20 protein-coding genes and 1 pseudogene are annotated in these 21,982 nt (G+C 72.6%); 12 read left to right on the top strand and 9 right to left on the bottom strand.

Translation table 11 applies throughout. The features are described from left to right. Positions 1–2: 2 nt before the first annotated feature. Together murJ and ACIPJI_RS03360 are read right to left on the bottom strand one after the other, a co-directional pair. Entirely contained in the window at positions 3–1,604 is a 1,602-nt protein-coding gene (gene murJ / locus ACIPJI_RS03365) for a murein biosynthesis integral membrane protein MurJ (RefSeq protein WP_402244733.1), read from the bottom strand. 197 nt (positions 1,605–1,801) lie between these two features. Beyond that, a complete protein-coding gene (locus tag ACIPJI_RS03360; RefSeq protein WP_356620863.1) occupies positions 1,802–2,977 on the bottom strand; it encodes a peptidoglycan bridge formation glycyltransferase FemA/FemB family protein in 1,176 nt (391 codons plus the stop codon). Between the two features lie 190 nt (positions 2,978–3,167). Between ACIPJI_RS03360 and ACIPJI_RS03355 the strand changes: the two genes are divergently transcribed. Further along, on the top strand, positions 3,168–4,355 hold the full coding sequence (locus ACIPJI_RS03355; RefSeq protein ID WP_402244203.1) for an Ig-like domain-containing protein: 1,188 nt from the start codon (positions 3,168–3,170) through the stop codon (positions 4,353–4,355). A 69-nt stretch (positions 4,356–4,424) separates the two neighbouring features. Here ACIPJI_RS03355 and ACIPJI_RS03350 read toward each other — a convergent pair whose 3' ends face one another. Next, entirely contained in the window at positions 4,425–4,589 is a 165-nt protein-coding gene (locus tag ACIPJI_RS03350; protein ID WP_402244201.1) for a hypothetical protein, read from the bottom strand. A 25-nt stretch (positions 4,590–4,614) separates the two neighbouring features. After that, positions 4,615–5,355 carry a hyaluronoglucosaminidase gene (locus ACIPJI_RS03345; RefSeq protein WP_402244200.1) on the bottom strand — a complete coding sequence of 247 codons (741 nt, stop codon included), beginning with the start codon at positions 5,353–5,355 and terminating at the stop codon, positions 4,615–4,617. Positions 5,356–5,459: 104 nt separating this feature from the next. Here ACIPJI_RS03345 and ACIPJI_RS03340 point away from each other — a divergent pair. Then, positions 5,460–5,552, top strand: a pseudogene (locus tag ACIPJI_RS03340) (DUF397 domain-containing protein); the annotation flags it as partial. An 11-nt stretch (positions 5,553–5,563) separates the two neighbouring features. On the opposite strand, the gene ACIPJI_RS03335 reads toward ACIPJI_RS03340, so the two are convergent. After that, entirely contained in the window at positions 5,564–7,696 is a 2,133-nt protein-coding gene (locus ACIPJI_RS03335; protein ID WP_402244198.1) for a HEAT repeat domain-containing protein, read from the bottom strand. Between the two features lie 106 nt (positions 7,697–7,802). On the opposite strand from ACIPJI_RS03335, the gene ACIPJI_RS03330 reads away from it, so the two are divergent. After that, the gene (locus tag ACIPJI_RS03330) at positions 7,803–9,008 is read left to right on the top strand and encodes a hypothetical protein (RefSeq protein WP_402244196.1); all 1,206 of its coding nucleotides are present in this window, start codon (positions 7,803–7,805) and stop codon (positions 9,006–9,008) included. On the opposite strand, the gene ACIPJI_RS03325 is transcribed toward ACIPJI_RS03330, so the two are convergent. Beyond that, positions 8,993–9,880, bottom strand: coding sequence for a helix-turn-helix domain-containing protein (locus ACIPJI_RS03325; RefSeq protein WP_402244194.1), 888 nt, complete (start codon positions 9,878–9,880; stop codon positions 8,993–8,995). The genes ACIPJI_RS03330 and ACIPJI_RS03325 overlap by 16 nt on opposite strands. Before the next feature lie 98 nt (positions 9,881–9,978). Here ACIPJI_RS03325 and ACIPJI_RS03320 point away from each other — a divergent pair, with 98 nt between their 5' ends. Further along, the gene (locus ACIPJI_RS03320) at positions 9,979–10,773 is read left to right on the top strand and encodes an NAD(P)H-dependent oxidoreductase (RefSeq protein WP_402244192.1); all 795 of its coding nucleotides are present in this window, start codon (positions 9,979–9,981) and stop codon (positions 10,771–10,773) included. A 36-nt stretch (positions 10,774–10,809) separates the two neighbouring features. On the opposite strand, the gene ACIPJI_RS03315 is transcribed toward ACIPJI_RS03320, so the two are convergent. Then, a complete protein-coding gene (locus tag ACIPJI_RS03315) occupies positions 10,810–11,466 on the bottom strand; it encodes a pirin family protein (protein WP_307706282.1) in 657 nt (218 codons plus the stop codon). Positions 11,467–11,559: 93 nt separating this feature from the next. Between ACIPJI_RS03315 and ACIPJI_RS03310 the strand changes: the two genes are divergently transcribed. The 5 genes from ACIPJI_RS03310 to ACIPJI_RS03290 all read left to right on the top strand — a co-directional run bounded on the left by ACIPJI_RS03310 (position 11,560) and on the right by ACIPJI_RS03290 (position 16,452). After that, positions 11,560–12,744 (top strand): CdaR family transcriptional regulator, encoded by a 1,185-nt coding sequence (locus ACIPJI_RS03310; RefSeq protein ID WP_005318100.1) that lies wholly within the window; start codon positions 11,560–11,562, stop codon positions 12,742–12,744. An 89-nt stretch (positions 12,745–12,833) separates the two neighbouring features. Beyond that, positions 12,834–13,748, top strand: coding sequence for an ACP S-malonyltransferase (locus tag ACIPJI_RS03305; protein ID WP_356620996.1), 915 nt, complete (start codon positions 12,834–12,836; stop codon positions 13,746–13,748). Between the two features lie 16 nt (positions 13,749–13,764). After that, complete coding sequence (locus tag ACIPJI_RS03300) at positions 13,765–14,796, top strand: ketoacyl-ACP synthase III (RefSeq protein ID WP_307706283.1); 1,032 nt, start codon at positions 13,765–13,767, stop codon at positions 14,794–14,796. Positions 14,797–14,861: 65 nt separating this feature from the next. Continuing rightward, a complete protein-coding gene (locus ACIPJI_RS03295; protein ID WP_005318091.1) occupies positions 14,862–15,110 on the top strand; it encodes an acyl carrier protein in 249 nt (82 codons plus the stop codon). A 79-nt stretch (positions 15,111–15,189) separates the two neighbouring features. Beyond that, on the top strand, positions 15,190–16,452 hold the full coding sequence (locus tag ACIPJI_RS03290) for a beta-ketoacyl synthase (protein ID WP_307706284.1): 1,263 nt from the start codon (positions 15,190–15,192) through the stop codon (positions 16,450–16,452). 941 nt (positions 16,453–17,393) lie between these two features. On the opposite strand, the gene ACIPJI_RS03285 is transcribed toward ACIPJI_RS03290, so the two are convergent. Then, the gene (locus tag ACIPJI_RS03285; RefSeq protein WP_005318086.1) at positions 17,394–17,888 is read right to left on the bottom strand and encodes a DUF3145 domain-containing protein; all 495 of its coding nucleotides are present in this window, start codon (positions 17,886–17,888) and stop codon (positions 17,394–17,396) included. A 264-nt stretch (positions 17,889–18,152) separates the two neighbouring features. Between ACIPJI_RS03285 and ACIPJI_RS03280 the strand changes: the two genes are divergently transcribed. The 3 genes from ACIPJI_RS03280 to ACIPJI_RS03270 are packed head-to-tail and all read left to right on the top strand — an operon-like array spanning position 18,153 to position 21,155. Further along, positions 18,153–19,079, top strand: coding sequence for an SGNH/GDSL hydrolase family protein (locus ACIPJI_RS03280; protein ID WP_402244731.1), 927 nt, complete (start codon positions 18,153–18,155; stop codon positions 19,077–19,079). A 60-nt stretch (positions 19,080–19,139) separates the two neighbouring features. Further along, complete coding sequence (locus tag ACIPJI_RS03275) at positions 19,140–20,393, top strand: pyroglutamyl peptidase (protein WP_402244189.1); 1,254 nt, start codon at positions 19,140–19,142, stop codon at positions 20,391–20,393. Between the two features lie 6 nt (positions 20,394–20,399). Further along, positions 20,400–21,155, top strand: coding sequence for a carbon-nitrogen hydrolase family protein (locus ACIPJI_RS03270; RefSeq protein ID WP_402244187.1), 756 nt, complete (start codon positions 20,400–20,402; stop codon positions 21,153–21,155). Positions 21,156–21,168: 13 nt separating this feature from the next. Here the strand turns inward: ACIPJI_RS03270 and ACIPJI_RS03265 are convergent, their stop codons facing one another. Next, positions 21,169–21,963, bottom strand: coding sequence for an EI24 domain-containing protein (locus ACIPJI_RS03265; RefSeq protein ID WP_402244185.1), 795 nt, complete (start codon positions 21,961–21,963; stop codon positions 21,169–21,171). Positions 21,964–21,982 lie beyond the last annotated feature (19 nt).

Below are 21,982 nucleotides of genomic sequence, written 5' to 3'. Positions count from 1 at the left end.
GATCAGCGGCGGGTGGGCAGGGCGCGGCGCAGCCGGGCGGCGGCGCCGGAGAGCAGCGCGTCGAGTTCGGTCAGCCGCAGCGGGCGGGCGAGCACGGCGAACACCGCGACGATGGCGAGCGTGCCGGCCACGGCCTGGGCGGCGGGCCCGGCCGGCGCCGCCCAGCGCGCCACCAAGAGGCCGAGTGCCGTGGCGGGCACGGCGGCGGTGAGCAGCCGGGCCTGGGCGGCGACGGTTCCCGAGCGCCACAGTCCGGCGGGGCGCGCCGCCCCGGTCACCCGCGGCGCGAGACGGCGGCGCAGGACGGTGGCGGTCAGCAGCCAGCCCGCGAACAGGGCCAGCGAATAGGCGCCGGCGATCCCGGTGACGGCCCAGCGGGCGGGCAGCAGCAGGTAGGCGGCCAGTGACAGGCCCGCGTTGAGGCCCGCGATCAGGAGGTTCAGAAGGAACGGCGTACGGGTGTCGGACAGCGCGTAGAACGACCGGGACAGCACGTACTGCCCCGAGAACGCGACGAGTCCGGGCGCGAAGGCCATGAGGGTGCCCGCCATGACGGCGATGTCGTCGGCGCCGGTGCGTCCGTACTGGAAGACGAGGGCCAGGACCGGCTGGGCGAGGGCGAGCAGGACGCAGGCGGCGGGCACCACCAGGGCGGCGCTCTTGCGCTGGGCGTACGCGATGTCCCGGCGCAGTCCGCCCGTGTCGCCGTCGGCCGCGGCGGCGCTCATCCGGGGCAGCAGGGCGGTCATGAGGGAGACGGTGACGATGCCGTGCGGCACGGCCCACAGGATGTACGCGTTGTTGTAGGCGCTGAAACCGGCGCCCTCGATCCCGGCGGACTGCGCCTGGAGCCCGGCGGTCGTGGCCAGCCGGGTCGTCACCCAGAACGCTGCCTGGTTGGTGAGCACCAGCAGCACCAGCCAGCCCGCTGAGCGCATCGGCCGGGTCAGTCCGGCGCCGCGCCAGTCGAAGCGGGGCCTGAAGCGGAAGCGCGCCGCCCGCAGGGCGGGCAGCAGGGCGAGCGCCTGTACGGCGATGCCGGCGGTGGTGCCCCAGCCGAGGAGCGCGGTCTCGGACGGCGAGAGCCCGCCGCTGCCGCCGGTCCCCAGGTACAGGCCGAACACGGCGATGACGACGACGTTGTTGAGGACGGGCGTCCACATCATGGCGCCGAACCGGCCCCGGGCGTTGAGCACCTGCCCCAGCAGGGTGAACACTCCGAGGAAGAAGATCTGCGGCAGGCAGTAGCGGGCGAAGGCGACCGTCATGGCGGCCTGTTCGCCGTCGTAGTCGGTGTACCCGCCGATGATCGCGGGGGCGGCCCACACGGCGGCGCCGGTGAGCGCCAGCAGCGCGAGGACGCAGAGCGTCAGCAGCCGGTCGGTGTAGGCGGCCCCACCGTCGGCATGCTCCTTGGCCGCCTTGACGAGATCTGGCACGAAGACGGCGTTGAGCGCGCCGCCGAGGAGGAGCATGTAGACGATGGTGGGGACGGCGTTGGCGACGGCGTACCCGTCGGCGACCAGACCGACGCCCAGCGCCGAGGCCACCACGGCGGACCGTACGAAACCGGTGGCCCGTGAGACGACGGAACCGGCCGCCATGAGGAGGCCGCTCCGCGCGACGGACCCGCCGTCGAGGGCCCGTTCGCCGCTCTGCTCCTGGGCCTGTTCCCGGCTCTGCTCCTCCAGTTCCCGGCTCTGCTCCTGGACCCGGCCTTGGCTGTGTTCCTCTCGGGCGGCAGCGGGACCGTCGTCGTCCGGGGCGCCGGCGGCCATCGGCGCGGTGTCGGCGAGGCGTCTCACCGGCGGGCCAGATATGCCTGGAACGCGCGGTACAGCGCGTGGTTGGCGGTGCCGTCCAACGGTCTCTCCCATTCCCCCAGCGTCTCGACGACCTCGCCGCCGGTGCCGAGCTTCCAGCGCAGCAGCCCGTACGGACGGTCGTCGGGGTCGAGGGTGGAGGGTACCCCGCGCATGTCGTAGACGTCGGCGCCGAGTGCCTTGGCGTCCAGAAGCATCCGCCACTGCAGCAGGTTGGAGGGGCGGACCTCGCGGCGGTGGTCGGCGGAGGCGCCGGTCTGGTACCAGACGCGGCGCCCCACATGGATCATGGTGTGCGCGGCGAGGACCTCGCCGCCGTGGCGGGCGAGGTACAGCTTCATCCGGCCCGGCTCCTCCGCGTTGAGGGCCGCGTACTGGCGCTCGTAGTACGCGAGCGACCTGCCGAGCCGGAAGCCGTCGCGTTCCTCCGTGATGCGCAGCAGCCGGTAGAACTCGGGCAGGTCGGCCGCGCTGCCGACCACCACCTCCACACCGGACTTCTGCGCGCGCCGGACGTTGCGCCGCCACTCCTGGTTCAGTCCGGACCACAGGTCCTCCTGGGTACGCCCGGCGAGCGGGACCCGGAAGACGTGACGCGGCTGCGCGTCACCGTCCTCCTCGCCGCCGCACCGCTGCCAGCCCCGGGCCCGCAGCCGTTCCGCGACCGCCGTGCCCAGCGGATCCACCTCGCTCGCGAGGACGTCGGACAGCCGGCGCCCCGGCCCCGTCGCCGCCTTCAGCCTGGCCGCACTCCAACTGCGGTACGCGGGCGACGGCCCGATCCGTACGGCGAAGGCGCCCGCCGCCCGCAGATGCCGCAGCAGCGGGTCGAGCCAGTCGTCGATGCCGGGATCCGCCCAGTCGGCGACGGGCCCCTCCGGCAGGTAGGCGAAGAACTTGCGCGTACGGGGCACTTGGCGCAGCAGGACGAGCGCGGCACCGGACAGCGCGCCGGAGGCCGGATCGGGCCCCCAGCCGACGAGCCGGGCCTGCCAGCCCTCCTTGACCTGCGCCCAGGAAGGGCACTGGAGGAACCCGGCGCCGAGGTCCGAACCGGTGCGGGACGCGAGGAACGCGCGGTACGTCGCGGCGTCGACGGACCCCAGCGGTGATTCCTGGCCGCGGGCGGCGGCCGGCACGAGCAGCGCTGACACGGTGTGAGCCTCTCTCTGGGTGACGCCGAGGATGCTCACAGCCGTCCGTGACCGCTCCGCGCGGCGGATGTGACCGGACGATGACCGTTCGCCTTCAGTCGCTGTCACATCGCCGCAGCGCCTCTCACCTGCGCTTCTGCCGCTCTAGAGTCGCCACGACCCCACTCATCGACCACTGACGGAGGCTCCGTTGAGCCACATACGTGTGCGCATCGCGGCGGCCGCGGTGCTGCTGGCCCCGCTCGCCGCCTGCTCGTCCGGATCGGGCATGCCCGCCGCGGACGGCAAGGCCGGAGCATCGGCGGCGGCCGAGGACCGCCCCGCGACGGTGACCGTGTCACCGCAGGGCAAGGCCGTGCGGGCCGGCGTGCCGGTGAAGGTCACCGCGACCGGCGGCACGCTCGCGTCGGTCACCGTCACCGACGCCGAGGGCCGCGGCCTCTCGGGCAAGCTCTCGACGGACAAGGCCAGTTGGACCTCGCAGCGCAAGGCGGTCCCCGGCACCTCGTACACGGTCACCACCGTGACGGCCGCCAAGGCCGGAACGAAGAGCACGGCCACCTCCACGTTCACCACCGCGTCGGCCGACAAGGTCAACAAGGTCGACTGGCGGCCGGGCGCGAACACGACGGTCGGCATCGCCCAGCCCGTCTCCCTCGTCTTCGACAACCCGGTCACGGACAAGGCCGCCGTCGAGAAGCAGCTGAAGATCACCACCTCCGGCGGCACGGAGGGCTCCTGGGGCTGGATGGAGGACTACTCCGGCCGCGACCGGATCGACTGGCGCCCCAAGGAGTACTGGAAGCCCGGCACCAAGGTCACCCTCCGGGCCGAGCTGAACGGCACGGACTCCGGCGACGGCGGCTGGTTCGTCCGCGACTACTCGACCACGTTCACCATCGGCGCGAGCCGGGTCGTCAAGGTCGACCTCGACCGCAAGCAGCTCACCCTGGAGCGGGACGGACAGGCGGTCCGTACGATCCCGGTCTCCGGCGGCACCCCCGGCGGCGACAAGCGCTCCTGGCGCGGGACGACGGTCCTGATGGCCAAGGAGGGCACGATCAACATGAACTCCGAGACGGTCGGCCTCGCCGACGCCTACGACAAGATGGTCGACTTCTCGATGCGGCTCACCTGGTCGGGGATGTACGCGCACGCGGCGCCGTGGAACGACCAGTGGATGGGCAAGGCCAACAGGAGCTCCGGCTGCATCGGCATGAGCGACGCCAACGCCGCCTGGTTCTACGCCCAGGTCCGCCCGGGCGACCCCTTCGAGATCAAGGGCAAGGACACCAAGGGCGTCCCGGCCCCCGGCAACGGCTTCGGCGCGTGGAACGTGCCGTGGACCGAGTGGCAGGCGCGCAGCGCGCTGCGCTGAGCCGAGCGGGGTGCGGGCGGGCGGTCACCGGTGCGGCGACCGCCCGCCCTTCGTGTGACACCTGCCTGCTCAGGCGGTGGCGCCCGTCGGCTCGTCCGCGGCCGTCGCTGCCGCGAGGCGGGCCCGCAGCGCGGTGTTCTCCGCCTCCAGGACCGCGATGCGCTTACGCGCGAAGTACAGCTCGGTGACCGCGTCGCGGAACTCCGCGACCAGTTCCTCCGGGGTCAGTTCCATGTTGTCTCCGGTGCGTGCGGGCGGCTCAGGCAGGGGCGATGGTGGTGACGGTGTTGTCGGAGCCGCGCCACTTCAGCGCCCCGTTCTCCGCGTACAGCACACCGCCGCCGCGTGAGTCGACGCCCGTGGGCGCGGACGCCACGTCGACGACCCGCACCACGCCCTCGACCATCAGCGCGGAGCCGGTGCCCTGCTGCTGCACGACGTGGAGCTGCGACCAGGGGTTGGCCCCCACGCCCATGCCGATGCCGACCCGCCCGCTGCCCTTGACGACGAAGTCGTCCCGTCCGTTGTTGCGCAGACAGATCAGGTTGCCGGTGGTGGGGCCGTCACCCGCCTGGACGAAGATGCCCTGGGCCGCGGTCCCCGCCGTCAGCAGGTCGATGGACAGGGCTGACGCCTTCTGGTCCGATCCGTCCGCGTGCCCTTTGTGCGAGATCTTCAGCGTGCCGTGCGCCTTCTCCGTACCGCTCAGGTACACCGCCGAATCGTTCGGGTTCTCCGAGATGATGTTCAGGGCCACGCCGCTTCCGGACTTGCCGGCCTGGTAGACCGTCAGCGTGTGCTCGCTGGTGGAAGTCGTCTTGAAGAAGGCGGAATTGGTCGTGGAGTCCGTACGGAACCTCTCCGCCACCACCGGACCGTCGAACGTCGTGGTCGGACCTTCCGCTTCAGCCGCCGCGGCCGGTGAAGCCGCGCCACCCGCGGCCACCGTCACCGCCCCCGCGGTGAATCCTCCGAGGAACAACCTCCGTGACACGGCCATCTGTACGCCTTTCTCCCGTATATCTCGCGCCGCCCGCGGCGCATCCAGGGAAGGGACCGCGATCGAGCCCATTTGGTTGTAGGGCGCGGCAGCGTTGCCCGACCGCCGTCGTTCCGGTCCGTGACAGCAAGAACCCGGACGGCCCGGTCGTGGTCGTCGGCGCGGGCGCCTGGCGGGCGTTCGTCGACGGCCTGCGCCGAGGCGCCGGTCAGGGCGCCTGCCCTGACGCGGCGACCACCGCGCGGACGCGCGCCCGCAGCAGCTCGTCGGCCCCGATGATCCGGTTCTCCACGCCCGAGCGGATCACCCGCCGGTCACCTTCGGCCAGGTCATGCAGCCTGCGCAGGTGATCGGCGGTCAGAGCGTCCACCCCTAGAACCTTCAGGGCGTCGCAGGCTTCCAGCGCGTTCGCCTCCTGTTCCGCCGCGGCGAGGACGAGGTCTGCGAGTGATCGATGGTCGAGCGCTCCCTCCTCCGCCACGGCCACCAGGGCGAGCACGGCCGCCGGTACCTGTTCCGGGTCCTTGAGAAGTGTTTCCAGCCGGGGCACCAGCGGCCGGCCGACCGGGCCGAGGAGCGCGGCCGCGCGGGCCGCCCGTATCGCGCTCCACCGGAACCAGCGCTCGCCGGCGGCCCGAGCGAACACCGAGTCCAGCACGGGCACGACCGTCCGGGCGTCGCCGGTGATCCGCCACAGGGCGTCGGCCAGCGCCACGTCCGCGTCGAGCACGGGCGAGACGTCCCGGGCGTCCGCGCCGCTGAGGGCGCCGCGCAGAGCGTCCGCCAACTCCGTTGCCACCGCACCGAGTCGGCCTGCCACCTGGGCCGCCCGGGCCGTGTCGCCGGACGCGTCCGCGAGCTCCTTGGCGAGCCTCGCCAGGAGAACGTCCGTCTCACCGGTCAGTTCGTAGTGGGCCTCCGCCACCGGGAGCGGCCCGTCGGGGGCCTGCACCCGCAACACCTGGGCCGCGCGCCGACGCTCACCGGGCGGGCATTCGGCGGCGATCGCGGCGACGGCCGGGGCCGCCGGCAGCGGGAACCGGGTGAGCAGTTCGTACAGATCGGGCAGCGCGCCGGCGGCCCGGCCGCCCCACTGCCGCAGCAGGCGCATCAGCTGGATGGGCTCGTTCCCGGTGAGGTCGTCCTCCGCCAGCCTGGCCCGGACCGCGCTCAACAGCTCCGGGTGGAACGGGAACGGCACGTCCTGCGGGGCACGGAAGCCGGCGGCGGCGTCCAGGCCCCAGGGCCGCTTCCCGAGGTCGCGGGCGAGCAGCGGAGCCGCCCGGTCCGGCGCCACCAGGGCCAGCACGCCGAGCGCGCGGTCCGCCAGATCGTCGTCGTCGGCCTCCGCGAGTTCGGCCAGGGCGGGGGCGGCCTGCGCCGCGATCGGCCCCAGCTTCCCGAACAGGGACAGCACGCCCCGCGCGTCGCCCGCCGTGACCAGCGGGAGCAGTGCGGGCAGCAGCCGCCGCGGGGCGCTGCGGGACATCTGGCAGGCCCGGTCGGCGGCCCACACGGCTTCTGCCCGCACATCGGCCCGCTCGTCCCGCAGGGCGGCGTCGAGCAGGTCCCCGGCCGCCACGGTGTCCGCTTCGGTCCCCCTGCGCAGCAGTTCCTCGACGACGGCGCACAACGGCTCGGCCCGGTCCAGGTCGAGCCGCTCCCGGCCGAGCGGGCTCGCGGGCAGCGTCGACAGCATCGCCCGGTGGTGCGCGGCGTCCCACGCCCCGCCCGCGTCCAGGCGGGCGAACACGGCGGCGAGGCGCAGTTGCGCGGGCTGTTCCGGTCCGAGGGCCGCCTGCGCCAGGGCGGCACCGGCTGCCGGGTCCAACCCTGCCACGGCGCCCAGCAGTTCGGCCCGTACGAGCGGTTCCCGCTCCGTGCCCCACCGGCCCAGCAGCTCGGGCAGCACCGTGTCGGCAGCACGCGTCTGCGCAACGGCCCACACGGCGGCCTGACGCACCGAAGGATCGGGATCACCCAACCAGGGCATCATCAGCGGCAGTTGCGCGGCGACGGCCCTGCGCACGGTGCCCGGCTCCACCCCGTACTCGTCGTCGCTCCCGGCCATGTCACCGAGCAGCCTCAGCAGATCGGCGGACCTGTGGCCGGCTGCCGCGATACGGGCGAGGAAGGGCGCCACCTCGGCACTGGCCGCGTAGACGGTCCCCTGGTGCAGGACGCTCCCGTAGAGCTCCGACACCGCTTCGTCCGCGGCTTCCTCATCGTCCCCGGTGAGCGCCCGGAGCACGTCCGGGAGATCCTCGGCTTGGCCGTAGGCGTGCGTGGTGCCGGCCCACGGGTGCGCGTCCAGACCGTCGAGTGCGCGTACGAGATCCATACGCGGATCATGGCAGGCAGGTCCGACAGTGGAGCCCTCCCGGCACCGTCGCGGGCCCCGCGAAAACAGCGCGCCTTCGCCGTCCCCGCGCCGTAGCATCCGCCGGATGCAGGACATCGACACGCTGCTCCCGCTCGGCCGGGGGAAGGACACCGCCGCTCTGCGGGAGCTCGACGCGGACGCGCTCGCCCGGTACGTGGCCGACCCGGCCAACGCGTGGTGGCGTCGCCGGCATTGCGTACAGGCGCTGGACGGGCGAGTGCCGGAGCCGTGCGTGCCCGAACTGGTCGCACGCGTACGCGACACCGGGGAGACGGCCGAGGTACGCGTCGCGCTGCTGGACGTCCTCGGTGACCGTACGGAACTGCTGCCCTGGCTCCTGCACGAGGAACGGCGGGCCGAGAAGCGGTACGGCATGGCCGAGGCGATCCTCAAGGCGCGCGGCCGGCTCGGCGACCTCTCGGCCACCGAGGAACTGGTGACGCTCGCGGCCTCCCCCTGGTCCCGGGCAAGGGACGCGGGCCGGGCCGGACTGGACGCCCTCGTCTCCCGCCACGGGCCCGCCGCGGTGCTGGCCGGGCTCGGTGACACACGCCCCGAGGACCGGATGTTCCGCATCCGGATGCGGGCCCGTAACGACGAGGACATCACCGACGCACTCGCGGACCCCGACCGCGCGGTGGCCCACCTCGCCCAGTCCCTCGCCGACGGCCCGGACCGGTTGCGCGCCTACCTGGCCGAGGCCCCGACGACGGAGGCGAAGCTGTGGGCCGCGTACGCGCTGCACCGCCTCACCGAGGACGGCGACGAGACCCGGGAGATCTACGAGAGCCTCGGGCGCCCCCGGGTGGAGGTCCCCGGTCTGGACGAGGACCTGCGGGCGGCGATCGTGCACGAGTACGCTCCCGGCTGCCGGCGGCAGAGCGACCCGCGCTGGCGCGTCGAGGCCCTCGCGACCGACCCGCCCACGGACACCGACATGGACGACCGACTCCGCCGGGCAACGGCCGCGTTGGCGGCCGCGGGTCTCGCGCCGGGAACCCCGGTGCCCATCGGCGACCACAACGGGCAGGGCGACGGCACGTACTACGTGGTCCCGTACGACGGGAAGCAACTCGGCGTCAGCACCCTGGGCCCTTTCGCGACCGCCCACGACGCCGACCCCGCCGCCCGGCGGGCCCTGGAGGCGGCCGGCTTCCGCTGGATCGACGAAGCCACCGGCTCGATCGTGGTCACCGACCTGTGCGTCTACTACTTCGGCGGCCGTGAACCGCTCGACGTCAGCACCCTGCTCTTCTACTGGCAGGACTGACGTCCCAGCCGCGCGAGCGCGGCGGCGTCCTCGCTGCCCTCCTCGGCGGTGTACACGTGCACCACCAGGCCCGTTTCGCCGGGCGTGGCCGGTACGTGCAGGGTCTCGTAGTCCAAGGTGAGCAGCCCGGCCACCGGGTGGCAGAGCCGTCTGCGGCCCGCCGTACACATGAGGACCTCTCCCGTGTCCCAGATGCGCCGGAAGTCGTCGCTGTGCGAGGTCAGTTCGGCGATGAGCGCGGTCAGTTCCACGTCGTCGGGATAGTGCCCCTCGGAGACCCGGAGCTGGCCCACGGCCTCCAGCGCCCTGTCCTCCCAGTCGGGGAAGACGTTCCGGGAGGCCGGGTCGAGGAAGAGATACCGGGCGTTGTTGTGGTCGCGGCGGCCCGGTTCACCGAGGCCGCCCAGCAGTTCGGCGCCCAGAGCGTTCCAGGCCACGACATCGGCGCGGGGATTCGTCACGAACGCCGGGAACCCCTCCGCGGCGTCCAGGAGCCGACGGAGCAGAGGGCTGACGCGGGTCGCGGGAACGGGCCCCCGCCGGGTGGCGGTCAGCGTCGCGAGGTGCTTGCGCTCCGCCGCCTCGAGTCCGAGCGCCCTCGCGAGCGCGTCGAGGACCTCGGGCGAGGGCTGTGTCGCGCGGCCCTGCTCGAGGCGCACGTAGTAGTCCACGCTGATCCCGGCGAGCTGGGCGAGTTCCTCGCGTCGCAGGCCCCGCACCCGCCGCCGTCCGCCGACCGCGAGCCCCACGTGCTCCGGGGCGACCCGTGAGCGGCGGGCGCGCAGGAAGCCGCCGAGGGCCCGCCGCGGGTCGCCGGTCGCGCCGCCTGCTCCGTCCGTACCTGTTCGCTCGATGCGGTCCACGCCGTCCATGCGCTCAAGTATGGGTGGCCCTCGCGATACCAGGACCGCCGTTCCTGCGGTCGGACAGGGTGCTGGCTGCCCTTGCGCGCCTGGGAGAACGTGGCGGCATGACTCAAGCAGCACCGCAGCAGCGCAAGAAGATCCTCGTCGTCACCGCCCACCCCGAACCCCGTTCGCTCACCTCCGCCCTGACCGCCTTCGCCGTCGAGCGCCTGCGCTCCGCGGGCCACGAGGTCAAGGTGTCCGACCTCTACGCCATGAAGTGGAAGGCGACCGTGGACGCGGACGACTTCCCCGACCGTCCCGCGGACCGGCGGCTGGACGTGCTGGCCGCCCAGGAACGGGCCACGGTGTCCGGCCGGATGTCGCCCGACGTCGCGGCCGAGCAGGAGAAACTGCGCGGGGCGGACGCGGTCGTGCTGCAGTTCCCCCTGTGGTGGTTCTCCGTGCCCGCCATCATGAAGGGCTGGCTCGACCGGGTGTTCACCCCCGGCTTCGCACACGGCCCCGACCTTCCTCCCCCGTACAGCGAGGGCGCGCTGGGCGGACGGCGCGCGCTGCTCTCGGTGACGATCGGTGCGAGCGAGCCGTCGCTGACCGACCGCGGCATCCACGGTCGCCTGTCGGATCTCCTCCACCCGTTGCAGCACGGTCTGTTCTGGTTCGCCGGCATCGCGCCGCTCGAACCGTTCACCGTCCACGACGCGCACAGCCTCTCCGCGGAGGGGTACGCGGCGGCGGAGCGGGAGTACGGACGGCGCCTCGACGGGCTGTTCACCGACGAGCCGATCCCCTACCGGACCCTTGCCGGCGGCGACTACGACCACGACATGCGGCTCCTGCCGGGGGTCGAGCCGCCCGGCACCACCGGCCTCGACCTCCACGTCCGCCCGCGCGTCTGAGCCGGCTGCCGGTCACGGGCCGGTGGCCGTGGCCGCTCAGCGGCCCATCTCCCACAGCAGCACTTCCGCCGCGTCGGCCGCGGTCAGCTCCAGATCCTCCGCGTCCGTGATCCTGGCCGCGTCCCCGGGCCCCAACTCGTCGCCGCCCAGGGCCACATGTCCGCGCACCACATGCACGTACACGTGCGGCGCGTCCGGCACCGCCGTCCGCTCCCCCGCCACCAGCCGGCGCGCGTGCAGCATCGCGCCCGCCTCGGGCAGGGCGTACGGCGTCGAGTCGGCGATACCGCGCACGATCTCGTACGACGGCTCGCCCCCCGGCCGTAGCGGTGCCAGCCACATCTGTACGAACACCAGCGGCACATCGCCGTCGTTGCGCTCCACGTGCCGCACCCCGCCCGCCGAGCTGAGCCGCTGCACATCGCCGGGGCGGACGACGGTGGCGTGCCCGGCGGTGTCGCGGTGGGTGAGCTCGCCCTCGACGACCCAGGTGACGATCTCCGTGTGGCTGTGCGGATGCTCGTCGAACCCGGCACCGGCAGCGAGCCGCTCCTCGTTGCAGGCCAGGATCGCGCCGAAGCGGAGATTGCCGGGGTCGTAGTGCCGCCCGAAGGAGAAGGCGTGCAGGGACTCGATGCCGGCCGCGGGGTCGCCGCCTCTGTAGCGCTCACCGGCGCGCCGAACGGATATCACGCCACCACGGTAGCCGGGAACCACCGGGCGACGACGGGATGAACAAGAACCCCGCCCCCCGGCCCTCGCGTCCTGATAAGGCACTCTTGTCCCGTGCCCGAACCTGCAGCGAACTCCTCCCACCCGCACTCCGCGACCCTGCGCCGCCTCGAGCAGTCCTCCGGCCGGCTCGCCGCGAACGCGATCGCCCGCATGGACCAGTCGCTGCCCTGGTACCGGGCCATGCCACCGGAGAACCGGTCGTGGATCGGCCTGGTCGCCCAGGCCGGTATCGCCGCCTTCACAGAATGGTTCCGGCACCCGGAGACCCCGCAGGCCATCTCGACCGACGTCTTCGGCACCGCACCGCGCGAGCTGACCCGGGCGATCACCCTGCGCCAGACCGTGGAGATGGTGCGCACCACCATCGAGGTCATGGAGGCGGCGATCGAAGAGGTCGCCGCCCCCGGTGACGAGTCCGTCCTGCGTGAGGCGCTGCTCGTCTACGCACGGGAGATCGCCTTCGCCACCGCCCAGGTCTACGCCCAGGCCGCCGAGGCCCGCGGCGCCTGGGACGCCCGCCTCGAATCGCTCGTCGTCAACGCGGTGCTGTCCGGCGAGGCCGACGAGGGCGCGGTCTCCCGCGCCGCGGCGCTCGGCTGGAACTCGCCCGAGCATGTGTGTGTGATCCTCGGCACCGCACCCGACGGGGACAGCGAACTGACCGTCGAGGCCATCCGCCGCGCCGCCCGGCACGCCAAGCTCCAGGTACTGACGGGCGTGCTCGGCGACCGGCTCGTCGTCATCGCCGGCGGCAGCGACAACCCGCTGCACGTCGCCAAGGCGCTCATCGGCCCGTACGCGGCGGGCCCCGTCGTCGCCGGCCCGATCGTGCCCGACCTGCTGGCTGCGACCCGCTCCGCGCAGGCCGCCGCCGCCGGTCTCAAGGCGTGCTCGGCCTGGCAGGACGCCCCGCGGCCCGTTCTCGCGGACGATCTGCTGCCGGAGCGCGCCATCGCCTCCGACCCTTCTGCGCGGGAGCAGTTGGTGGAGGAGATCTACAGACCGCTGGAGGAAGCCGGCTCGGCCCTCCTGGAGACTCTGAGTGTCTATCTGGAGCAGGCGAGCAGCCTCGAGGGCGCCGCCAGAATGCTCTTCGTACATCCCAACACCGTGCGCTACCGGCTCCGACGTGTGACAGACGTCACCGGTTGGTCACCCTCCGACGTGCGTTCGGCGTTCACGCTGCGAATCGCGCTGATCCTGGGGCGTCTGGCCGACGGGGATGCCCAGCCCTAGACTTTTGTTGAACACCGACAATTCCCCTGACGGTTCTTCGTCCCTGTCCCCACGGGCGGGAGAGGCCGTCCACAAGAGAGAGTGTGAGGGTGCTCGTACTCGTCGCTCCCGGCCAAGGCGCTCAGACGCCCGGCTTCCTGACTCCCTGGCTCGACCTCCCCGGCGCCGCCGACCGCATCGCGGCCTGGTCGGACGCCATCGGGCTCGACCTTGCCCACTACGGCACCAAGGCCGACGCGGACGAGATCCGCGACACCGCCGTTGCGCAGCCCCTCCTCGTCGCCGCCGGACTGCTGTCCGCGTCGGCGCTCGGTGAGGTGGCTCCCGGCGCGGTCGCCGGACACAGCGTCGGAGAGATCACCGCCGCCGCGCTCGCGGGTGTCATCGACGACACCTCCGCGCTGAAGCTCGTACGGGCCCGTGGCCTGGCGATGGCAGAGGCAGCCGCGATCACGAAGACCGGCATGTCGGCCATCCTCGGCGGGGAGGCCGACACGGTCGTCGCCCACCTCGAGAAGCTCGGCCTCACCCCGGCCAACGTGAACGGCGCCGGGCAGATCGTCGCCGCCGGCACCGCCGAGCAGCTCGCCGCACTCGCGGAGGACAAGCCGGAAGGCGTCCGCCGTGTCCTGCCGCTCCAGGTGGCCGGCGCGTTCCACACTCATCACATGGCACCCGCCGTCGCGAAGCTCGAGGAGGCCGCGAAGGCCCTCACGGTCTCCGCCCCGGCCGTACCGTACGTCTCGAACAAGGACGGGCAGATCGTCGCCGACGGCGCCGACGTCATCTCCCGTCTCGTGGGTCAGGTCGCCAACCCGGTCCGCTGGGACCTGTGCATGGAGACCTTCAAGGAGCAGGGCGTCACCGCCCTGATCGAGGTCTGCCCCGGCGGTACGCTCACCGGCCTCGCCAAGCGCGCCCTGCCGGGCGTGCGGACGTTGGCGCTGAAGACCCCCGACGACCTCGACGCGGCCCGCGCGCTCGTCGCCGAGCTTTCAGCCTGACAAGGAGCCGTAGAGCATGTCGAAGATCAAGCCCAGCAAGGGCGCCCCGTACGCACGCATCCTGGGTGTCGGCGGTTACCGTCCGACCCGGGTCGTGCCCAACGAGGTGATCCTCGAGAAGATCGACTCCTCCGACGAGTGGATCCGCTCCCGCTCCGGTATCGCCACCCGCCACTGGGCCTCCCCCGAGGAGACCGTGACCGCGATGTCGGTCGAGGCGTCGGGCAAGGCGATCGCGGACGCCGGGATCACCGCCGACCAGATCGGCGCCGTCGTCGTCTCCACCGTCTCGCACTTCAAGCAGACCCCGGCCGTGGCCACCGAGATCGCCGACAAGGTCGGCGCGGGCAAGCCCGCCGCGTTCGACATCTCCGCCGGCTGCGCGGGCTTCGGCTACGGCCTCACCCTCGCCAAGGGCATGATCGTCGAGGGCTCCGCGGAGTACGTGCTCGTCATCGGCGTCGAGCGGCTCAGCGACCTGACCGACCTGGAGGACCGCGCGACGGCCTTCCTGTTCGGCGACGGCGCGGGCGCGGTCGTCGTCGGCCCGTCCGACGAGCCGCACATCGGCCCCACGGTCTGGGGCTCCGAGGGCGACAAGTCCGAGACGATCAAGCAGACCGTGCCGTGGAACGACTTCCACCTCGGCGACGTCTCCCGCCTGCCGCTCAACGAGCGCGGCGAGATCAAGTTCCCCGCCATCACGCAGGAGGGCCAGGCGGTGTTCCGCTGGGCCGTCTTCGAGATGGCGAAGGTCGCGCAGCAGGCGCTCGACGCCGCCGGCATCAGCGCGGCCGACCTGGACGTCTTCATCCCGCACCAGGCCAATATGCGGATCATCGACTCGATGGTGAAGACCCTGAAGCTGCCGGAGCACGTCACGGTCGCCCGCGACGTGGAGACCACCGGCAACACCTCGGCCGCCTCGATCCCGCTCGCTATGGAGCGGCTCCTGGCGACCGGACAGGCGAAGAGCGGCGACACAGCGCTCGTCATCGGCTTCGGGGCGGGTCTCGTCTACGCCGCGACGGTCGTTACCCTCCCCTAGGCACCGTACGGATCTTCCGGACGGCTGCTGCCACACCCTCTGATACACACCGAAGGAGCGCCACCATGGCCGCCACGCAGGAAGAGATCGTCAAGGGTCTCGCCGAGATCGTCAACGAGATCGCCGGTATCCCGACCGAGGACGTCCAGCTGGACAAGTCCTTCACCGACGACCTCGACGTCGACTCGCTGTCCATGGTCGAGGTCGTCGTCGCCGCCGAAGAGCGCTTCGACGTCAAGATCCCCGACGAGGACGTCAAGAACCTGAAGACCGTCGGCGACGCCGCGGACTACATCGCAAAGCACCAGGCCTGAGTCTCACGTCGCGTTTGTCGCCACTCTCCGGTGGCGCCGTGAAAATTCAGCACCCTCTACACGTGGAGAAAGAATTCCTGTGAACTCGACCAATCGCACCGTGGTCGTCACCGGTATCGGCGCAACCACACCGTTGGGTGGCGACAGCGCATCGACCTGGGAAGGTCTCATCGCCGGGCGTTCCGGTGTGAAGCTGCTCGAAGGCGAGCGCTTCGCCGACCTGCCGGTGAAGATCGCGGCGACCGCCGCGGTCGACCCGGGCGAGGTTCTGCCGCGCCCGCTGGCCCGACGGCTGGACCGCTCCGCGCAGTTCGCGCTGATCGCGGCCCGCGAGGCGTGGGCCGACGCCGGCTACACCGCCCCCGCCGGCGAGGACGGGGCGATCGCCCCGGCCCGTCTCGGCACCGTCATCGCCTCCGGCATCGGCGGCGTGACGACCCTGCTCGACCAGTACGACGTGCTCAAGGAGAAGGGCGTACGCCGCGTCTCCCCGCACACCGTCCCCATGCTGATGCCCAACGGCCCCTCCGCCAACGTCGGCCTCGAGGTGAACGCCCAGGCGGGCGTGCACACCCCGGTCTCGGCGTGCGCGTCGGGCGCCGAGGCGATCGGCTACGCCGTCGAGATGATCCGCACCGGCCGTGCCGACGTGGTCGTCGCCGGCGGCACCGAGGCGGCGATCCACCCGCTGCCGATCGCGGCCTTCGCCAACATGATGGCGATGTCCAAGAACAACGACGAGCCGACGAAGGCCTCGCGTCCCTACGACACGGCCCGCGACGGCTTCGTCCTCGGCGAGGGCGCGGGCGTCGTCATCCTGGAGTCGGCCGAGCACGCCGCCGCGCGCGGCGCGAAGGTCTACTGCGAGGTGCTGGGCCAGGGCCTGTCCGCGGACAGCCACCACATCGCGCAGCCGGAGCCGACCGGCCGCGGTATCGCGGCGGCGCTGCGGAACCTGCTCGAGACGACGGACCTCAAGCCGTCCGAGGTCGTGCACCTCAACGCGCACGCGACGTCGACGCCGCAGGGTGACGTCGCCGAGATCAAGGCGCTGCGCAGCGTCCTGGGCGACGACCTGGACCACGTCGCGGTCTCCGCGACCAAGTCCATGACGGGTCATCTGCTCGGCGGCGCGGGCGGCATCGAGACGGTGGCGACGGTGCTCGCCCTCCACCACCGCACGGCCCCGCCGACGATCAACGTCGACGAGCTCGACGAGTCGGTGGACGCGGACATCGTGCGCGGCGAGCCCCGCGCGCTGCCGGAGGGCACGATCGCGGCGATCAACAACTCGTTCGGCTTCGGCGGCCACAACGTGGTGCTGGCGTTCCGCACGGTCTGACCTGCCTGCCCCCGCACACACGCGAGGCCCGCGCCCCTCAGGGGGCGCGGGCCTCTGCTCTTTCCCACCCCACCCCTCCCCGAACCGGGGCAGGCCCCGGACCCGTACGGCCTCCGGCCGCTTCCCCGACCTCCCTGCCGTGGGAAGTGCCCAGCAGCCGGGCTGCACTGCCGCACCACGGTCGCCCCGGACCCCCGGTCGGGAAGCGATCGGCCCCGCCGACAGCCCAGGCACGGGGGGATTCCAGCCCGGCGCCGAGCCGCGGGGTGGAGACGACTTCATCCCCGCCGGCGTTTGTGGAGCGGGGCGCATTTCTCCCCACTGGCGTCTGAGGCGCGGGGCAACTCCGGCCCCACCGGCGTCTGGGGCACGGGCCGCGCTTCCAGCCCCGCCGGAGGTCGAGGCGCGGGGGCAACTCCGGCCCCGCCGGCGTCTGGGGCGCGGACCGCACTTCCAGCCCCGCCGGAGGTCGACACGCGGGGCAACTCAAGCCCCGCCGGCGTCTGGGGCGCGGGTGCAGCTCAAGCCCCGCCGACGTCTGGGGCACGGGCCGCACTTCCAGCCCCGCCGGAGGTCGACACGCGGGGCAACTCAAGCCCCGCTGGCGTCTTGGGCACGGGGGCAACTCCGGCACCGCCGGCGTCTTGGGCACGGGGCAACTCCGGCCCCGCCGGAGGTCGAGGCGCGGGGCAACTCAAGCCTCGCCGACGTCTGGGGCACGGGCCGCGCTTCCAGCCCCGCCGGAGGTCGACGCACAAGGGCAACTCCCGCCCCGCCGGAGGTCAAGGCGAAGGGGCAACTCAAGCCCCGCCGGCGATTGAGGCGCGGGGGTGCGGGGGCGGAGCCCCCGGGAGCACCGCGCGGAGCGCGGTGGTGGGGCCGGGCGGAGCCCGGTCGGGAAGGGGCGGGGTGGGGGAACGGCCCCCGTAGGGGCTACTGCCTCAGACCACCTGGTGGAGCCACCGCACCGGCGCTCCCTCCCCCGCGTACCGGAACGGCTCCAGCTCGTCGTCCCACGGCTTCCCCAGCAGCTTCGCGATCTCCGCCTCGAGGTCCGTCTCGCCCTGCGCGGATCTCGCCAGCGCGGCCCGCAGGCGATCCTCAGGCACGAGGATGTCGCCGTGCATGCCGGTCACCGCGTGGAAGATCCCGAGGTCCGGCGTGGCGCTGTAGCGCTCGCCCTCGGCGGTCGCGCACGGCTCCGCCGTCACCTCGAAGCGCAGCAGGTGCCAACCGCGCAGCGCGGACGCCAGCTTGGAGGCGGTGCCCACTTCGCCCTGCCAGGAGAATTCGGCTCTCCAGGTGCCGGGCGATGCGGGCTGGCGGATCCAGTCCAGCTGGACCCGTACGCCGAGCACGCCCGCGACCGCCCATTCGACGTGCGGGCACAGCGCGCGCGGTGCGGAGTGAACGTACAGAACGCCACGTGTCGTCACCGGGACCTCCAGTGTGGGACGAGGATCGCCTTCCCAGCGGCCTCAGTAAACAGCATCGGGAACAAGTCTCCGCAAAAGGGACGGCATGTGACGAGATGTAATTTACCGGCGCCGATGGGCGAGGTGGGCCTCTGGGTCGACGTGGCAAAAGTTACCGTGCAGAACGCGCCGAGGGGTGACGTAATGTCGGTCCTGGGGCCCGTACGCACCAAGCTTTCACTCGGCAGGAGGTCGGATGCCGGGTTTGTGGAGGGGAAAGTGACCTTGCGACAGCGGAGCCGGACGTTCCGCGCACGCACCGGCGTGGCCGCCGCGCTCGCCACCGCCACGCTGGCGGCGGGCGTGCTGGCGGCATGTGACTTGTCGTCAGGATCTTCCGGCCGGGACCCGTCGGCGACGTCCGCGAGTCCTTCCCCGAGCCCGACCCGCGTGTGGGACAGCAGTCCACGCTCGCTCGCCGCGGTCGGCGACTCCATCACCCGCGGGTTCGACGCGTGCATGATCCTCGCCGACTGCCCCGAGGTGTCGTGGGCGACCGGTACGGACACCACGGTGAACAGCCTCGCCCTGCGCCTGCTCGGACCGTCCGCCGTGGCGGAGCGCAGCTGGAACCTCGCCCGTTCCGGTGCCGATGCCTCCGACCTGCCGGAGCAGATGGCACGGGCCGCGGCCCACAAGCCGGAACTGGTCACGGTGATGGTCGGCGCGAACGACGCCTGCGCGGACACCGTGGACCGCATGACCCCCGTCGAGGACTTCCGGGCCTCCCTGGAGGCCGCCATGGCGACGCTGCGCAAGGGCGCCCCGAAGGCCCAGGTCTACGTCTCCAGCGTGCCGGACCTCAAGCGGCTGTGGTCGGCCGGCCGCGGCGACGCGCTGGGCAGCCGGATATGGGAACTGGGCATCTGCGCCTCGATGCTCGGCGACGCGCAGGACCTGAGCGTCCAGGCCGAGCAGCGCCGGGACACCGTGCAGCAGCGGGTCGTCGCGTACAACGGCGTGCTCGAGGACGTGTGCGCCGAGGACGACCGCTGCCGGTACGACGGCGGCGCCGTCTTCGACTACCGCTTCACGGGTGAGCAGTTGAGCCGCTGGGACTGGTTCCATCCCAGCAGGGACGGCCAGCAGCGGCTGGCGGAGATCGCCTACCGCAACATCACGGCCGCGCAGGCGCCGCGCGCCGGGTCGTAGGCCGCCTTCCGCCACCCCGGCCGGACGGCGATACTTCCGCCACCCGACGAAAGGATTCCCGTGCCCCGGATACGCGCCCGCCTGGACGTACTTGGTGTCGCCCTGCTCGCCTCCGCCGCGCTCACGCTCACGGCGTCCCCGCTCGCTTCCGCCGTCCCCTCCCCGGCCACCGTCCCGCTCACGGTCGAGGAGCAGCGGCTGGGACGGGCCGTGCCGCAGGAGATCCTGCGGCGCAGCGGGTTCGACTCCGCGGCACCTGACTTCGTCCAGGCGCTGGAAGGCGCGACGTCGTACCGGCAGGCCGAGCGTGCCGTCCTTCGCCACGGGTCGGCGCTGTGGGAGCGGGCCGTGGACCGGGCACAGGGCAGGGGCGCGGCACGGGGCGACCTGAGCCGGGACGACGACCGCCCGCTGTACTGGGCGCGGCTCGGGATGACGGCCGGCCTGCGGCAGTGGCAGCCCGCGTTCGACATGAGCGCCGGTCAGCGGGCGCGGCTGCTGGAGGGCCTGGAACGGTCCTCGCGCGGCCAGGACTCGATGGACTTCCCGCACGGCAAGGGCGTCAAGCGGATCGTGATGACGGGCTTCGACCCGTTCACGCTCGACCGGGACATCCGTATCAGCAACCCGTCCGGCGCGACCGCGCTGGCCCTCGACGGCACCTGGATCCGCACGGCGGACGGGCCGGCGAGGATCGAGACGGCCGTCTTCCCGGTGCGCTGGCAGGACTTCACCGACGGCACGGTCGAACGGACCCTCGAGGCCCGGCTCCCGGAGGCGGACCTGTTCACGACGGTCAGCCAGGGCCGGGTGGGCCGTATCGACATCGAGCGCTTCAACGGGGCCTGGCGGGGCGGCTTCCCGGACAACGACACCGTCTCCCGCCGGGAGACCGTGCCGGTGTCCGATCCCGCCTCGCAGCCCCAGTGGACGCTGACGTCGCTCCCGTACAAGGCGATCACCGCCGCGGACACGGGCCGTTTCCCGGTGTACGACAACACCTCCGTGACCGAGATACCGGCCGGTCAGAGCGCCCCGGTGACCCGGCCGGACGGCCCGACGCCTGGCTCGACGGCACGGGCCGGAGGCGGCGGCGACTATCTGTCCAACGAGATCGCCTACCGCGCCACCCTGCTGCGCGACCGGCTCGGGCTGGACATTCCCGGCGGTCATGTGCACACCCCGGTGCTCCAGTTCGCGGCGGGCAACACGACACAGATCACCGACCCGGAGTTCGTCCGCAACCGGCTGGACATCATCGCCCAGGTCCGCGAGATCATCCGGGTGGCTGCCGGGAACAACGGGACGGGATGACGACACATGAAGATCGCGGCGGGGCAGTTCACCTCGGTACCGGGCGACATCGGGGCGAACGTCGACAGCATGCGGGGGCTGGTGCGGGCGGCGGCCGGTCAGGGGGCCGCCCTGGTCGCCTTCTGCGAGCTGGCGGTCACCGGCTACGACCTGGACCTGATCGCCGGACGTCCTGAGCTGTGGCTGTCCGAGGACGATCCCCGGCTGGAACCGCTGCGGGAGGCGTGCCGTACGACGTCGACCGCGGCACTCGTCGGCTGCGCGGCCCGCACGTCCGGGCCCCGCCCCACGATCACGGCGCTGGTGATCGGCCCGGGCGGCGAGCTGCTCGCCCGCTACGACAAGACGCATCTGTACGGCCAGGAGAACGATGTCTTCACGGCCGGTACGCGGGACGGCCGTTTCACCCTCGACGGCGTCCGGTTCGCGGTGGCGGTCTGCTACGACAACCGCTTCCCCGACGTGGCGGAGCGGGCGAAGGCCGACGGCTGCCAGGTGTATGTGGCCAGTTCGGTGCTCGACGAGCACAACGACTCGTTCGAGCGGGTCTATCCGGTCCGGGCCAGGGACAACGCCCTGCCGGTGCTGCTCGCCAACGCGGTCGGGCCGTCCGGCGTCGGTGACTGCCTGGGCGGCAGCGCGATCTGGGGTCCGGACGGCGCGCTGCTCGCCACGGCGGGCACCAAGGCCCCCGCCCTCGCGGTGGCGCGGATCCCGGCCGGCCGGGTCGCCGCCGGGCCGGACCGGGCCGCGTCGGCCTAGCGCGCCTGGAGCGCTAGTCCGCTTTGCGGAAGGTGTGCGGGCCCGGCGGCGCCGGCTCAGGGTCGGCGGCCCGGTCCGGCACGAGGTCCCGGGCCATCAGCGTCGCGCCCGCCACCGCGCCCGGCATCAGGAAGACCGCGACGAACGGGACGAGGAACGCCAGCGTGAGCGGCACGCCGAAGCCCAGCGTGCGCATCCGGCGGCCCTTCAGAAGGGCGAGGCGGTCCTTCAGTTCGATGCCGCGCCGCTGAAGGGCCACCGCCGTCAGCTCCTCCGCGAGGAAGAAGCCGGAGACGCAGAAGCCGATCACCGGGACCACCGTCTGCCCGACGACCGGGATGAAACCGCAGGCGAAGAGCAGCACGCCGTAGCAGACCACGCGCAGCACGACCCGCAGCGAGTCCCTGGCGGAGATCCACAGTTCGCGCCAGAGCGGCAGTCCGGAGTGGGGCACGTCGCCGCCCTCGGAGCGGTCGACCTGCTCGGAGAGGTTCTCGTAGAAGGGCTGGCCGACCAGGAGCGTCACGGCTGTGAAGGTGATGACGGCCACGAACAGCCCGAAGGCGAACAGCAGTGCGGTGAGCGTGCCGCGGAAGATGCCGAGCCAGGGCGAGGACCAGTCGTCGGCGAAGGGGGTCGCCCAGGCCGTCGCGTCGTCGGCGCCGAGGACGAGTCCGACGAGTGCGGCCGTGTAGAGCACCAGCGTCACGAGTCCGGGCAGCAGGCCGAAACCGAACCACCGGCCGTGGCCGGCGACCCAGCGCTGGCCCTTCATCAAGTACCCGAAACCCGCCCCGAGATCACGCATACGCACACCTTATCGGGGT

This window comes from Streptomyces sp. NPDC086835 (assembly GCF_044745705.1).
GTDB lineage: Bacteria > Actinomycetota > Actinomycetes > Streptomycetales > Streptomycetaceae > Streptomyces.
Note: the sequence above shows the minus strand (reverse complement) of the source record. Positions and strands in the feature narration are given on the sequence as shown.

Bases quoted from the DNA above. Each gene is read 5' to 3' on its own strand.
- ACIPJI_RS03330 (WP_402244196.1), top strand. From the start codon at position 7,803: ATGCAGGACATCGACACGCTGCTCCCGCTCGGCCGGGGGAAGGACACC.
- ACIPJI_RS03295 (WP_005318091.1), top strand. From the start codon at position 14,862: ATGGCCGCCACGCAGGAAGAGATCGTCAAGGGTCTCGCCGAGATCGTC.
- ACIPJI_RS03325 (WP_402244194.1), bottom strand. From the start codon at position 9,880: ATGGACGGCGTGGACCGCATCGAGCGAACAGGTACGGACGGAGCAGGC.
- murJ (WP_402244733.1), bottom strand. From the start codon at position 1,604: ATGGCGGCCGGTTCCGTCGTCTCACGGGCCACCGGTTTCGTACGGTCC.
- ACIPJI_RS03320 (WP_402244192.1), top strand. From the start codon at position 9,979: ATGACTCAAGCAGCACCGCAGCAGCGCAAGAAGATCCTCGTCGTCACC.
- ACIPJI_RS03335 (WP_402244198.1), bottom strand. From the start codon at position 7,696: ATGGATCTCGTACGCGCACTCGACGGTCTGGACGCGCACCCGTGGGCC.
- ACIPJI_RS03300 (WP_307706283.1), top strand. From the start codon at position 13,765: ATGTCGAAGATCAAGCCCAGCAAGGGCGCCCCGTACGCACGCATCCTG.
- ACIPJI_RS03265 (WP_402244185.1), bottom strand. From the start codon at position 21,963: ATGCGTGATCTCGGGGCGGGTTTCGGGTACTTGATGAAGGGCCAGCGC.
- ACIPJI_RS03270 (WP_402244187.1), top strand. From the start codon at position 20,400: ATGAAGATCGCGGCGGGGCAGTTCACCTCGGTACCGGGCGACATCGGG.
- ACIPJI_RS03350 (WP_402244201.1), bottom strand. From the start codon at position 4,589: ATGGAACTGACCCCGGAGGAACTGGTCGCGGAGTTCCGCGACGCGGTC.
- ACIPJI_RS03345 (WP_402244200.1), bottom strand. From the start codon at position 5,355: ATGGCCGTGTCACGGAGGTTGTTCCTCGGAGGATTCACCGCGGGGGCG.